This window comes from Cupriavidus sp. 10L43_2 (genome assembly GCF_056395265.1).
On sequence record NZ_JBFTJE010000031.1, the window covers coordinates 23,655 to 37,274 of the forward strand.

General features: G+C 67.4%; 11 protein-coding genes and 1 pseudogene. 9 read left to right on the forward strand and 3 right to left on the reverse strand.

Annotated features, from left to right (window positions below; translation table 11 throughout):
- Positions 1 to 8: 8 nt before the first annotated feature.
- The 9 genes from nirD to AC1DEL_RS27265 all read left to right on the forward strand — a co-directional run bounded on the left by nirD (position 9) and on the right by AC1DEL_RS27265 (position 9,463).
- A complete protein-coding gene (gene nirD, locus AC1DEL_RS27225; protein WP_092301825.1) occupies positions 9 to 392 on the forward strand; it encodes a nitrite reductase small subunit NirD in 384 nt (127 codons plus the stop codon).
- 57 nt (positions 393 to 449) lie between these two features.
- Positions 450 to 1,691, forward strand: coding sequence for an NAD(P)/FAD-dependent oxidoreductase (locus tag AC1DEL_RS27230; RefSeq protein WP_441593757.1), 1,242 nt, complete (start codon positions 450 to 452; stop codon positions 1,689 to 1,691).
- Positions 1,692 to 1,752: 61 nt separating this feature from the next.
- On the forward strand, positions 1,753 to 4,491 hold the full coding sequence (locus tag AC1DEL_RS27235; protein ID WP_477126457.1) for a molybdopterin-dependent oxidoreductase: 2,739 nt from the start codon (positions 1,753 to 1,755) through the stop codon (positions 4,489 to 4,491).
- A gap of 189 nt (positions 4,492 to 4,680) precedes the next feature.
- Positions 4,681 to 5,121, forward strand: a complete 441-nt coding sequence (locus AC1DEL_RS27240) for a response regulator transcription factor (protein WP_477108992.1) — start codon at positions 4,681 to 4,683, stop codon at positions 5,119 to 5,121.
- A 102-nt stretch (positions 5,122 to 5,223) separates the two neighbouring features.
- The gene (locus AC1DEL_RS27245; RefSeq protein WP_092301811.1) at positions 5,224 to 6,279 is read left to right on the forward strand and encodes a hypothetical protein; all 1,056 of its coding nucleotides are present in this window, start codon (positions 5,224 to 5,226) and stop codon (positions 6,277 to 6,279) included.
- Positions 6,280 to 6,325: 46 nt separating this feature from the next.
- On the forward strand, positions 6,326 to 6,754 hold the full coding sequence (locus AC1DEL_RS27250; RefSeq protein WP_092301808.1) for a hypothetical protein: 429 nt from the start codon (positions 6,326 to 6,328) through the stop codon (positions 6,752 to 6,754).
- A 102-nt stretch (positions 6,755 to 6,856) separates the two neighbouring features.
- Entirely contained in the window at positions 6,857 to 7,483 is a 627-nt protein-coding gene (locus AC1DEL_RS27255; RefSeq protein ID WP_092301880.1) for a helix-turn-helix transcriptional regulator, read from the forward strand.
- Positions 7,473 to 8,453 (forward strand): ornithine cyclodeaminase family protein, encoded by a 981-nt coding sequence (locus AC1DEL_RS27260; protein WP_092301805.1) that lies wholly within the window; start codon positions 7,473 to 7,475, stop codon positions 8,451 to 8,453. Before AC1DEL_RS27255 ends, AC1DEL_RS27260 begins: the two co-directional genes overlap by 11 nt.
- A gap of 41 nt (positions 8,454 to 8,494) precedes the next feature.
- Positions 8,495 to 9,463, forward strand: coding sequence for a threo-3-hydroxy-L-aspartate ammonia-lyase (locus AC1DEL_RS27265; protein ID WP_092301802.1), 969 nt, complete (start codon positions 8,495 to 8,497; stop codon positions 9,461 to 9,463).
- A gap of 25 nt (positions 9,464 to 9,488) precedes the next feature.
- On the opposite strand, the gene mdtD is transcribed toward AC1DEL_RS27265, so the two are convergent.
- From mdtD to AC1DEL_RS27280, 3 genes and pseudogenes are all read right to left on the reverse strand, one after another.
- Positions 9,489 to 10,922: a multidrug transporter subunit MdtD gene (gene mdtD, locus AC1DEL_RS27270; protein ID WP_255371006.1), complete on the reverse strand. Its 1,434-nt coding sequence runs from the start codon at positions 10,920 to 10,922 to the stop codon at positions 9,489 to 9,491.
- A gap of 164 nt (positions 10,923 to 11,086) precedes the next feature.
- Positions 11,087 to 13,180, reverse strand: a complete 2,094-nt coding sequence (locus AC1DEL_RS27275) for a TonB-dependent receptor family protein (RefSeq protein ID WP_477159236.1) — start codon at positions 13,178 to 13,180, stop codon at positions 11,087 to 11,089.
- Positions 13,181 to 13,265: 85 nt separating this feature from the next.
- Positions 13,266 to 13,620 (reverse strand): annotated as a pseudogene (locus tag AC1DEL_RS27280) (bifunctional UDP-4-keto-pentose/UDP-xylose synthase); the annotation flags it as partial.

Here is a 13,620-nt window from a genome sequence, read left to right on the forward strand (position 1 = left end):
AGAACGTGATGCATCATTCCCATCATCCGGAAACCTGGACCGCGATTTGCACCTTGCGCGACATCGTGCCCAATACTGGTGTCTGCGCACTGGTCGATGGCCAGCAGGTGGCCGTGTTCCGTATCGGCCGGGGCGAGGAGGTCTTCGCCATCGACAATTTCGATCCGAACTCGCAGGCGTCGGTGCTCTCGCGCGGGCTGGTGGGCAGCCTGGGCGAGCGCGTCGTGGTGGCCTCGCCGATCTACAAGCATCATTTCGACCTGCGTACCGGCGAATGCCTGGAAGCCCCCGAGCACTCGGTGGCGGCCTACGCGGCCCGGGTGTACGACGGCAAGGTCTGGGTAGCCGCCAGCGAAGTCGCGCGCCAGACCGAGGAAGAAATGGCGGCCTGAGCCGCCTCCCGCTTCCTGCATTGCCCCTCGCCCACGCCCAAGCCACCTGAGACGCCCATGACGCCCACCGCCACCCCCCACGCCAAACCCCGACTGGTTGTCGTCGGCAACGGCATGGCCGGCATGCGCACGGTCGAGGAACTGCTGAAGCTGGCGCCGGACCTGTATGACATCACGGTGTTCGGCGCCGAGCCGCACGGCAACTACAACCGCATCCTGCTCTCGCCGGTGCTCGCCGGCGAGAAGACCGTCGACGACATCATGCTCAACACGCGCGAGTGGTATGCCGCGCATGGCATCGAGCTGCTGGCGGGCGACCCCGTGGAGGCCATCGACCGCCCCCGCCGCACGGTGCGCTCGGCCTCCGGCCGGGAGGTGCGTTACGACCGCCTGCTGCTGGCCACGGGCTCCAAGCCGTTCATCCTGCCGGTGCCGGGCCATACGCTCGACGGGGTGATCGCCTTCCGCGACATCCAGGACGTGGAAACCATGCTCCACGCCGCGCGCAACCATCGTCACGCGGTGGTGATCGGCGGCGGCCTGCTCGGGCTCGAGGCCGCCAACGGCCTGCTGCGCCAGGGCATGGACGTGACCGTGGTCCACCTCGCCGACAGCCTGATGGAGCGCCAGCTCGACAAACCCGCCGCCGCGCTGCTGAAGCTGGCGCTGGAGCGCAAGGGCCTGCGCTTCCTGCTCGGCGCGCAGACCGCCGGCATTCTGGGCGATACCCGCGTGACCGGCGTGCTGTTCAAGGACGGCAGCCAGATCCCGGCGGACCTGGTGGTGATGACCGCCGGCGTGCGCCCCAATATCGAACTGGCGGCCGGCGCCGGCCTGCGCTGCGAGCGCGCCATCGTCGTGGACGACACGCTCCAGACCTTCGACCCGCGCATCTACGCCGTGGGCGAGTGCGTGCAGCATCGCCAGGCCACCTTCGGGCTGGTGGCGCCGATCTGGGACCAGGCGCGCGTCTGCGCGGCCCACCTGGCCGGCGCCGGGCATCGCCGCTACGTGCAGCAGGCCACGGCGACCAAGCTCAAGGTCACCGGCGTGGACCTGTACTCGGCCGGCGATTTCATTGGCGCCGATGGCAGCGAGGATCTGGTCCTGCGCGATCCCCGGCGCGGCGTCTACAAGCGGCTGGTGCTGCAGGACGGCCGGCTCGTGGGCGCGGTGCTATACGGCGACGTGCAGGACGGCCCGTGGTACTTCGACCTGATCCAGAGCGGCAAGCCGGTTGGCGCCCTGCGCCAGCGCCTGCTGTTCGGCAAGACCCAGTGCGAGGCCCTGGCCGCCTGATTTACCGGCTGGGTTGCCACTGGCGTTGCCGGCTGGCATCCACCGAAAGAGAGACATCGCTGTGAACCTGTCCGATATTGCGGTGGTTTCCTCCACCGCCACCACCACAACCGCCACCACCTGCCCCTATTGCGGCGTGGGCTGCGGCGTGCGCGCCACCGTGCGCGCGGACGGCCAGGTCGAAGTCAGCGGCGACGCCGACCATGCCTCCAACTTCGGCCGGCTCTGCGTCAAGGGCTCGGCGCTCGGCGAAACCCTCGACCTGGACGGCCGCCTGCTGCATCCCCAACTGCGCGAGGCCGATGGCGCGCTGCGCCGCGTCTCCTGGGACGAGGCGCTCGACAAGGTCGCCAAGGGCTTCTCGGACATCGTCGCCGCGCACGGCCCGGACGCCGTGGCGCTCTACGTCTCCGGCCAGATCCTGACCGAGGACTACTACATCGCCAACAAGCTGATGAAGGGGTTCATCGGCACGGCCAATATCGACACCAACTCGCGGCTCTGCATGTCATCCGCCGTGGCCGGCCACAAGCGCGCCTTCGGCGAAGACCTGGTGCCGTGCAGCTACGAGGACCTGGAGACCGCCGATCTCGTCGTGCTGGTGGGCTCGAACACCGCGTGGTGCCACCCGATCCTGTTCCAGCGGCTCACGCGCGCCAAGGAAGCCCGGCCCGAGATGAAGATCGTGGCGATCGATCCGCGCCGCACCGCCACCTGTGAACTGGCCGACCTGCACCTGCCGCTGCGCGCGGGCACCGATGTGCGGCTGTTCAACGGCCTGCTGAGCCATCTGGCCCGCGCCGGCAAGACCGACACGGCCTTCGTGGCCGCGCACACCGCCGGGCTGGAAGCCACGCTGGCCGCCGCCGAAGCGGACGACACCAGCGTCGCCGCCGTGGCGCGCGCCTGCAAGCTCGATCCGGCGGACGTGCAAGCCTTCTTCGACCTGTTCGCCAGCACGGAGCAGGTCATTACCGCGTTCTCGATGGGCGTGAACCAGTCCTCGTCCGGCACGGACAAGGTCAACAGCATCATCAACTGCCACCTGCTGACCGGCCGCATTGGCCGCCCCGGCATGGGCCCCTTCTCGCTGACCGGCCAGCCCAACGCGATGGGCGGGCGCGAAGTCGGCGGGCTGGCGAACATGCTGGCCGCCCATATGGAGCTGGCCAACCCGGTCCACCGGGACATCGTGCAGGACTTCTGGCAGTCCCCGGCGATGGCCGACCAGCCCGGCCTCAAGGCCGTGGACCTGTTCGACGCCATCGAGCAAGGCAAGGTCAAGGCGGTCTGGGTCATTGCCACCAACCCCGTGGTGAGCCTGCCCGATGCCGATCAGGCGCGGCGCGCGCTGGCCAAGTGCGAACTGGTGGTGGCGTCGGACATCGTCACGCACACCGACACCAACGACGCCGCCCACATCCTGCTGCCGGCGCTGGGCTGGGGCGAGAAGAACGGCACGGTGACCAACACCGAGCGCCGCATCTCGCGCCAGCGCGCCTTCCTGCCCGCGCCGGGCGAGGCCCGCGCCGACTGGGACATCCTCTGCGACGTGGCCCGCCGCATGGGCTTCGCCGGCTTCGACTACGCCGGTCCGCATGAAATCTTCGACGAACACGCCCGCCTGAGCGCGTGGCGCAACGACACCGCCACCGAGCGCGACGCACCGCGTGCGTTCGACATCAGCGGGCTGGCCGGGCTGGCCCAGGCCGACTATGACGCGCTCGCGCCGGTGCAATGGCCCGTACGTGCGGACCTGACCGAAGGCACGCAGCGCCTGTTCACCGACGGCCGCTACGCCCATCCCGATGGCCGCGCCCGCTTCGTGCCGACCGCGCCGCGCGCGCCGGCCCACGCCACCGACGACGACTTCCCGCTGATCCTGAACACCGGCCGGGTGCGCGACCAATGGCACACCATGACCCGCACCGGCAAGGCCGCGCGGCTCTCCGACCACCTGCCCGAGCCCTTCGTCGACATGCATCCGCAAGACGCCCTGCTGTGCGGCGTGGGCGAAGGCAAGCTGGCACGCATCACCAGCCGCTGGGGCGCGATGGTGGCCCGCGTGCGCCATGGCGGCGGCATTCCGCGTGGCAGCGTGTTCGTGCCGATCCACTGGAACAGCCAGTTCAGTTCCGATGCCCGCGTGGGCGCGCTGGTCAATCCGGCGGTCGATCCGGTCTCGGGCGAGCCCGAGTTCAAGCACACGCCGGTGCGCGTGGAGGAATTCCGCGTCTCGTGGCACGGCTTCGTGCTGAGCCGCGCCGCCCTGCCCGCCGATGCGCTGACGTACTGGACGCGCATCCAGGGCAAGCAGTTCCAGCGCTACGAATTCGCCGGCCGGGAGGCCATCCCCGACCGCGCCGCCTGGGCCCGCGCGCTGCTGGGCGTGCAGGACCCCGAGGCCGACTGGCTCGAGTACGAGGACCGCACCGCTGGCGTCTATCACGCGGGCTATGTGGTCAACGACCGGATCGAGGCCTGCGTGTACGTCTCCACGCGCCCGGACCTGCCCTCGCGCGCGTGGCTGTCGCAGTTGTTCGGACAAGAGCGGCTGGAAGACACCGACCGCATCGGCCTGCTGCTGGGCCAGCCGATGGAGAAAGGCGCCGACGCCGGCCCCACGGTGTGCTCCTGCTTCGGCGTGGGCCGCAACACGATCTGCGACGCCGTGCGCAAGCACGACCTCAAGACCCCGGCTGAAATCACCGCCTGCGTGAAGGCCGGCGGCAATTGCGGCTCCTGCGTGCCGGAACTGAAAAAGCTGCTGGTCGAAATTCGGGTGGCCGAAGCGGCTTAAAAGCGTGCCTTTCTCCTCTCTTCCGCTATCGGGCGAGAGGAGATATTAGGCACCCTTATCTCTGATATTAAATAATTCCCACAAACAGTTCATTCATTTCACCTACGATGACCTGATTGCACCGTAGCGAGGTGACGCTCCGTCATTCGCCCGCAAAAATAATAATGGGCATGCTTGTCGTCATCAAGGTTGACCACCCGGGAATCCCAGGTGCTCGCCTTGATCGCCAAGGGGATGAGCACCAGTGATATCGCCAGGTATCTGGGCGTTACCGAATTCACGGCCCGCAAGCACCGCACCAATATCTCCGCAAAACTCGACATTCATTCCACGTCGCAGCTGGTTGCCTTTGCCACCGCGCACGCCAATACGGCGACCCACGCGCCCATCCCGATTCTTCAGCCGGACACATTAAGCCAGCGTGAAAAGGACGTCTTGCAGAAACTGAGCCTGGGCCTGACGGCCAAGGAAATCGGCAGGCATCTCAGCATCAGTCCCCGCACCGTCAGCAAACATCTGGAAAACATCCGCGCCAAAACCGGGCTGCAAACCCTGGCGGATCTCATGACGATTTCCAGACAAATCAGAATTCCCGTCGATTCCAGCCCGCCGAATACGCATTCTGAGTAATGGCGAATACCCCTCCGCGGCATCAACACTGGTTATGCGATACGTCACCAAGCGAAATCGCGACATCCGCAAAATGCCAACAACTTAATAAGGGGTAACACCATGAATTGGAATCGATCTTTCACGGACTTGATACGCAACGGGCGCCCCGCATACTGGGGTAACTGGACCCTGACGCCCAATATCAAACCGGGCGCCGTGGGCTTTGTGTCGCCGGACACCGGCGATTTCACGCTGGTCAAGGAAGAGACTCCGGGGCTCACGCTGAGCACGCGCGGCATTCCCAACCAGTGGAAGCTGTCGTCCAGCAACGTGCAGCGCAGCGAATCCAACGTCAACCTGGACGGCTCCGCCACCGACCCGGATACCGGCGTCAAGGTGACGGCTGGCGTCGAGGTGAAGTGGGATTTCTCGTCGGTGGGGTCGATCGCGTCCGAATTCGGCATCGCGTCGGAAACGTTCATCAGCGACCTGACCACGCTTGGCAAGTCGGACACCTACAAGTGGCTGTACGACCAGGCGCAGTCGGTCAGCATGGGGTCGAACGGGCAGATTGCGCAGGGATTCGGCGTGGTCACCAGCGCCGTCTACGCGCACAGCGGGCTGAACGTGGGTTCCCAGGACAACAGCTCTTCCTTCTCGCTGACCGGCTCCGCCGGCGCGGTGCAGGAGATGCTGGGCGGCGCCAATGGCAAGGGCTCGTTCGTCTCCACCCGCCAGAACAAGAGCGTGGATCAGCATCTCTGGCCTTACCAGTCGGATCAGCTCGCGCCCTCCCCGATTCCGATCGCCTACACCTTCGCCTCGTTCGACGGGCCGCTGCTGATTCCGAACTGGATCAACCGGCTCGGCGCCTTCGAGGTGGTCTTCGACAACAAGCCCGGGTGCACCTACGTGACCCACATCCAGATCGGCTACGACTCGCCGGCGGGGCGGCAGCACGACGAGTTCTCGCTGAGCGGCGGCATTTCCAAGACCGTGAGCAATATCCCGCTTAGCGCGACGAATATCCGCGTGGACGTGAAATTCCAGGGGGTCATGAACAGCGACCACTACGCCTTCAACTGGCCCAGCCCGCTTGGGCAATGGCTGACGGGGCGTCGCGCCATCGAGATGACCGGCGTCTGGCCGGGGCAGACCCACGCGCGGGAAGTCTGACTTCCCCTCCATCGCAGAAACCTGAAGTTTTCCAAGGAGAAACACCATGGCAACGCTCGTCAACATCACCGCCAAGACCCCCACCGCCGTGCAGATCTGGGGATTTCACGATCCGTCCGACGTCGACGACGTGGCGGCGGCACTCAATACCATCGCCAGCGGCCTGACCGGCAGCGGCCACACGATTCACGTCATGTCCGGCACCCACGGCTACTGCGAGGGGAAGATCGGCGCCGTGGCACAGCGCGAAGAGAAGTTCGCGGAGGAGGACCGCGGCCTTGCGTCGCCCAAGACCAAGGACCAGAAACCCGTCGCCATCGCCGTGCATGACTTCAATAACGGCAACCTGCCCGGCCCCGACCGCGTAACGGCGGCCATGGCCAAGCTGAACGGGGACATGCGCCGCATCGTGGGCAATCTCCCGGGCACCCACACCTTCCTGCTGGCCTACTGCTGCAGCGCCGGCACGCGCTAGCCTGCCGGGGTCTTGAAAGGCTCACGCCGCGATGCGCACGCGGCGTGGGCGGGCAGTTCCTGTATCTTGACATTTCATCTACTGCTGGACAAAATGTCCAGCATGAAGACCCGCACGCCGGAGCAGCGCCAGTTGCTCGACCAGATCAAGCAGATTGCCGATGGCCTCGGGCAGACGCTCGCGCCGTTCTGCGAGGTCGTGGTCCACGACCTGCTCGAGCCCGAGCAGTCGATCCTCGCCATCCACAACAACCTGTCCGGCCGCGCCGTGGGCGACCCCACCACCGAGTTGGGCCAGGCCCGCATCACCGATCCGGACTACCCTCAGATCATCGCCAATTATCCGAACCAGTTCGCGGATGGGCGGCAGGCCAAGAGCACCTCGGTGGGCGTCAAGGACAGCAACGGACGTTATATCGCCGCGCTGTGCATGAATGTCGACCTGACGCTGTTCCGCAGCCTGCAGATGGCGATGGGGCAATTCGTCCAGACTGCCGTCGAGGGGCCGCAAGAGTCACTCGACCCCGCCGGCACCGATGCCCTGCGTGCCCGTATCGACACTTTTGCCGCCCGGCTGGCCACCACGCCCCGTGCGCTGAAGACCGAAGACCGGCGCGCGCTGATGCATGAACTCAAGGCGTCGGGCCTGTTGGAGGTCCGGCGCGCCATGGAAACCGTCGCGGCACATCTCGGCGTGTCGCGCGCCTCGGTCTATAGCTATGCCCGCTGACACCCATCTGGCCCAACTCCTGCTGCTCGACAAATTCGACGTCGAAGCGGCCCTGCAACCGGACGATGTGCTGGCTGCCGTGCGCGAAGCCTTCGTGCTGCACAGCCACCGCGAAGGCCGCGTGTTCCCGCTGATCCGCGAGAAACTGGCCACCGGCGGCGTGTTCGGCATCAAGGCCGGCGATGTGCCGAAGCAGAACCTGCTCGGCTTCAAGGCGGCCGGGTTCTGGCCGGACAATCGCGCCCAGGGCGGCGAGCCGCATCAGGCCACGGTGCTGCTGATCGACCCCGCCACGGGCCGCCCGCTCTGCGTGCTGGACGGCAACGCCATCACCACCGCGCGCACCGGCGCGGCCGGCGGCATCGGCCTGCAACTGCTGGCGCGACCCAACAGCGAGCGCGTCTGCGTGTTCGGCACTGGCGTGCAGGCGCGCGTGCAGCTGACCTATGCGCTGCGCCTGCTGCCGTCGCTGTGCCATGTTTCCTACGTCCCCTTCAGCCGCCAGCGCGATCCGGCGTTCGAGGCGGCGTTCTCCGACCGCTGCCAGATTGAACTGGCGACGGACGCCAGCGCGGCGGTGTCGAAGAGTGACGTCGTCATCACCGCCACACCCGGCGGCGGCGCCCTGTTCGAGGCCGACGCCGTGCAGCCCGGCACCCACCTGAACTGCGTGGGCGCCGATACGCGCGGCAAGCGCGAACTGCCGGACGGCGTGCTGGCCCGCGCGCGCGTCTTTGCCGACGACCGCGAGCAGGCCCGCGGCATCGGCGAGTGCCAGTGGGCCGCCCAGGTCGACTGCACCGAGATCGGCGACCTGCTGACCGGCAACGCCATGTTCGACCGTGCCTCCACCGACATCACCGTCTTCGACATGACCGGCCTGGCGCTCCAGGACCTGACCGTCGCCCGCTTCCTGCACGAGCGCGCCGTGGCCGATGGCACCGGCAAGCGCCTGGCCTGGCCCTGGTAATCTCCTTCAACTCCATCGCACCCCTCGCACCCTTCCCTGCCATGACGACCCTGCAACTGCCCACCTACGCCGATGTGCAAGCCGCCGCCCAGCGCCTGGACGGCCACGCCAACCGCACGCCCGTGAACACCTCGCGCACGCTCAACGACATCGTCGGCGCGGAAGTGTTCATCAAGTGCGAGAACTTCCAGCGCATGGGCGCGTTCAAGTTCCGCGGCGCGTTCAACGCCTTGTCGAAGTTCTCGCCCGAGCAGCGCAAGGGTGGCGTGGTGGCGTTCTCGTCCGGCAACCATGCCCAGGGCATCGCCCTCTCGGCCAAACTGCTCGGCATGCCGGCGACCATCGTCATGCCGCACGACGCCCCGGCCGCCAAGGTAGCCGCCACCAAGGGCTACGGCGCCAACGTGGTGACCTACGACCGCTACACCGAAGACCGCGAGGCGATTGGCCGCAAGCTGGCCGCCGAGCACGGCATGACGCTGATTCCGCCGTACGACCATCCCGACGTGCTGGCCGGCCAGGGCACGGCCGCCAAGGAACTGTTCGAGGAAGTCGGCCCGCTGGACGCCCTGTTCACGCCGCTCGGCGGCGGCGGACTGCTCTCCGGCACCGCGCTGGCCACGCGCGCGCTGGCGCCGGCCTGCAAGCTCTACGGCGTGGAGCCGGAGGCCGGCAACGACGGCCAGCAGTCGTTCCGCAAGGGCGAGATCGTCAACATCGACACCCCGAAGACGATTGCCGATGGCGCGCAGACCCAGCATCTGGGCGAGTACACCTTCGGCATCATCCGCCGCGACGTCACGGACATCGTCACCGCCTCGGACGCGCAACTGGTGGACGCCATGCGCTTCTTCGCCGAGCGCATGAAGATGGTGGTGGAGCCCACTGGCTGCCTCGGGCTGGCCGCCGTGCTGGCGATGAAGGACCAGCTCAAGGGCCAGCGCGTGGGCGTGCTCATCAGCGGCGGCAACGTCGACATCGCACGGTTCTGCGAGTTGCTCGCGGCGTAAGCTTCGCCCCGCCCCGGCCGGGGGGCTACATCTCCCCGGCCTGCTTCACCTCTTCCTTCGTATCGCGCGCCGGCTCCGGGCTGAGCTGCATGAAGATCCATGCGGATGCCGAGGTAATCAGCCCCACGCAGATGAAGGTGGCGTGGAAGGCTGGCAGCACTTCCATCTGGTGCGCACCGTTCGCGCCAAAGCCGGCCTGGAACGTGGCCAGCAGCGCGCCGGCCGAGGTCACCGCCAGGCTCATCGACAGCATCTGCACCATCGACAGCATCGAATTGCCGCTGCTGGCACTGGCTCCCGACAGGTCTTTCAGTGCCACGGTGTTCATGGCCGTGAACTGGATCGAGTTGACCATGCCGAAGATGGCAAGCTGCACCAGCGTCAGCGCCAGCGGGCGCGTTGGCGAAATCAGTGCGAAAGACGCCATCGTCAGCCCTACCACGAAGGTGTTGACCACCAGCACGCGCCGGTAGCCGTGGCGCTCGATCAGCATCGTCGCCAGCCGCTTGGAGGCCATGCCGGCGGCCGTGACCGGCAGCATCATCAGGCCGGCATCGAACGGCGCGTAGCCCATGCTCACCTGGAGCATCAGCGGAATCAGGAACGGCATCGCCCCGTTGCCGATACGCGCGAACAGGTTACCGAGCAGCCCCACGCTGAACGCGTGGATTTTGAACAGCTTCAGCGAGAACAACGGGTTCTGGCGCTTGTTGGCGTGCAGCACGTAGGCCGTGAGCGCCGCCATGCTGCCAATCAGCAGCATCAGCACCGTGGCGTGCTGGAAGCCCATGCCCGCCAGCCCGTCCAGCGAAAAGGACAGCGCCACCATGGCCACGGCCAGCAGCAGGTAGCCGGTTACGTCGAAGCCGCCCATGCCGGGCAGCCGTGAGTTCGGCATATAGCGGATCGTGGCGATGGCGCCGATGATCCCCACCGGCACGTTGATCAGGAAGATCCAGTGCCACGACAGCGTCTGCGTCAGCCAGCCGCCCAGCGTGGGGCCGATCAGCGGGCCGATCATGCCCGGAATGGCCACGAAGCTGAGCGCCTGGAGGTATTGCTCGCGCGGGAAGGTGCGCAGCACGGAGAGCCGCCCCACCGGCAGCAGCATGGCGCCGCCCACGCCCTGCACCACCCGCGCGGCGGTCAGTGCCGGCAGCGTGGGCGCCCAGGCGCATAGCAGGGAGCCGAGCACGAACAGGCCGATGGCGGTCTGGAAGATCGTGCGCGTGCCGAAGCGGTCCGCCAGCCAGCCCGAGGCCGGAATGACCACCGCCATGGTGAGGGAATAGGCGATAACGACCGACTGCATGCGCAGCGGGCTTTCGCCCAGGCTGTGCGCCATCGACGGCAGCGCCGTGTTGACGATGGTCGAATCGAGCGTCTGCATGAAAAAGCCAACGGCCACGACCCACAGCATGATGCGGAGGTCGCGGTCCTGGGGCATGGAGGGGGGCATGGGGCTCCACGGATGCCAGTCAAAGACGCCACCTTAGGCCGGAGACGCGCCGCTGGCAAGTCAGACGGCGGCTGACATGCCCCTGCGCTTGGTGCTCCGAGGCAAGCCGATCGCATGGTTTTTCTCCCCTCTCCCGCAGGCGGGAGAGGGGAGAAAAACCAGCTTTACATCGACGCGCGCAGCCCCAGGAAGAAGCGCCGCCCGGCCGCCGGCTCGAAGTACCGGCCGTTGGCCTCGTTGACGATGACCGAGCCGATGTAGTGCCGGTCCGCCAGGTTGTCGATGCGCCCGAACAGGTACAGCCGGGTCCGGCCCAGCTTGAATTCGTAGCCGGCCTTGAGGTTGAAGACCATGTAGCCGGGCGCCGCCTGGGTGTTGAGATCGTCCGCATAGACCTGGCTGTCCGCCCGCGCCTCCACCCCCAGCATCAGCGGCGCCAGCGGCCGGTAGGTCAGCTCCGCGCCCAGGCTGTGCCGCGCCGTGCCGGGCAGCCGGTTGCCGGCCGCCACCTGCAGGCCCTGCGCATTGAGATAAGCCTCCCCGAAGTAGGCCGACAAATAGGTATACCCGAGGCCCGCCCCCCACTGCTGCGCCTGGCCGAAGGTGCCGCGCCAGCCCAGTTCCAGCCCGCGCCGGCGCACGCCGTTCACGTTCTGGTAGACCGTGCGGCCGGCGTTGTTCGATACCGGCACCACCTCGTCGTGGCTGTCGGCATCGAACAGCGCAGCCTCCACCTTCTGGCCGGCCGCCTGCCATTTCACGCCGATCTCGCCCTGCCGGCTGGTGGACGCCTGCAAGCCCAGGTTGGCGCCCACGCCGCCGGGGCCGTAGGCCACCTCGGTCAGCGTCGGGGTCTCGAAGCCCCGGCCCAGGTTGGCGTAGACATTGAGCGTGTCGTGGGCGTGCCAGACCACGCCGGCCACCGGGCTGACGTTGTGATAGGTGGAGGTGCCGCTGTCGTCGGGGCTGGCCGCCGTGACGTAGTGGTCGTCAATGCGCAGCCGCACCATGCTCGCCCGCAGCCCGCCCACCAGCTCCCAGGCGGGATGCACGGTCCAGTTGAACTGGGCGAACGCGCCGTAGTCGGCCGCCTCGTCGGTCTCGTCCCGGCGCAGCGCGCCCTGCTGGCCGTTATCGTTGACGTAGCCATGGCGGCCGTCGCGCATGGCGTTGGCCTCGATCCCGGCCGTCCATTGCAGCGGCAGGCCGTTGGCCGTGGTCTTGTGCGTCCACGCCAGCGCCGTGCCGCCGTAGGTGCGGTCCAGATCGACAATCCCGCCCGCCGACGAGGGCGCCGCACCGCTGAAGCCGAGCCGCTGGGTCAGCTGCCGCCCGCCGCCGTAGAGACGGAAGTTCAGGCTGTCACGCTCGCTCAGCTGGTGTTCGACCACCACGCCGGCCTGCGTCTGCTCGACATCCTTGCCCGTATTGAACTGGGTCGCCGCCGGCACGGCCTGCGGGGGGTTGGCGTCCGCCTGGGCGCGCGTGAGCCCGAGCGGGTCCTCGGCCAGCGGCTGGGTGAAGTAGTTGAACTGGCCGGTGATCTTGGTCGCCGTGGTCGGTTGGGCCACGATCTTGGCGTTGAGCTGGTAGCGGCGCGCGGCGCTGTGGTCCCGGTAGCCATCGGTCTGGTAGGTCCAGGCGTCCAGCGAGCCGCCGAGGCGGTCATTGCCGCCGGCCAGCGCCACGCCGGCCTGCCATTGCCCGTCCGAGCCCAAGCCGGTGGAGGCCCGCCCGGTGAAGCCATCCTTGGGCGGATCGGGCGTGAACACCTGCACCACGCCGCCCGAAGCATTGCCGTACATCTGGGCGAACGGGCCGCGCAGCACCTCCACGCGGCTCGCGTTGGCCAGGTCGAAGGTCGACGCCTGCCCCTGCCCGTCCGGCATGGTGGCCGGAATACCATCGATAAACAGCCGCACCCCGCGCACCCCGAAGGTCGAGCGGCTGCCAAAGCCGCGCACGGCGATCTGGAGGTCCTGGGCGTAGTTCTGGCGGTCCCGCACGGCAATGCCGGGGACGGTCAGTGTCAGTTCGGAGAGATTGACCAGCGGGGATGCCGCCGTGAAGGGATCCACGGCGATGCTGGTGACGGCGGCCGGGGCATCGAACTGGCGCTGTTCGCTGCGGCTGGCGCTGACCACCACGTCGGGCAGCGTCTTTTCTTCGGCCGTCTGGGCCAGGGCCGCCGGCATCGCCAGCAGCGAGGCTAGCGGAAAGAGGGAAAAACGGTAAAGGGTCCTGCCGGTGGCGTGCATGGGGGCGCGTTCCAGAGAGTAGACACCTCGCGCGCGAAACGTCGCGCGAGGCATAGTCTACCCAAACCGGGGCGCCCCGCCGGAATCAGTTGCCGCCGGTCACCAGCGTACGCGCCTCCACCACCTTGTCGCGGTAGGCTTCGAAGATGCGGCGCAGCGCCTGTTCCATGTTCAGCTTCGGCTGCCAGCCCAGTTCTTCCATCGTGTTGTCGATCTTCGGCACACGGTGCTGCACGTCCTGGTAGCCCTTGCCGTAGAACTCGCCCGACGACGTTTCCACGATCTTGGTCTTGCGGGCCTCTTCGGCGTACTCGGGGTAGTCGGCAGCCATCTTGAGCATCATCTCGGCCAGTTCGCGCACCGAGTGGATGTTGGCCGGGTTGCCGATGTTGAAGATCTTGCCGCTGGCCACGCCGTTCTTGTTCTCGATGATCTGCATC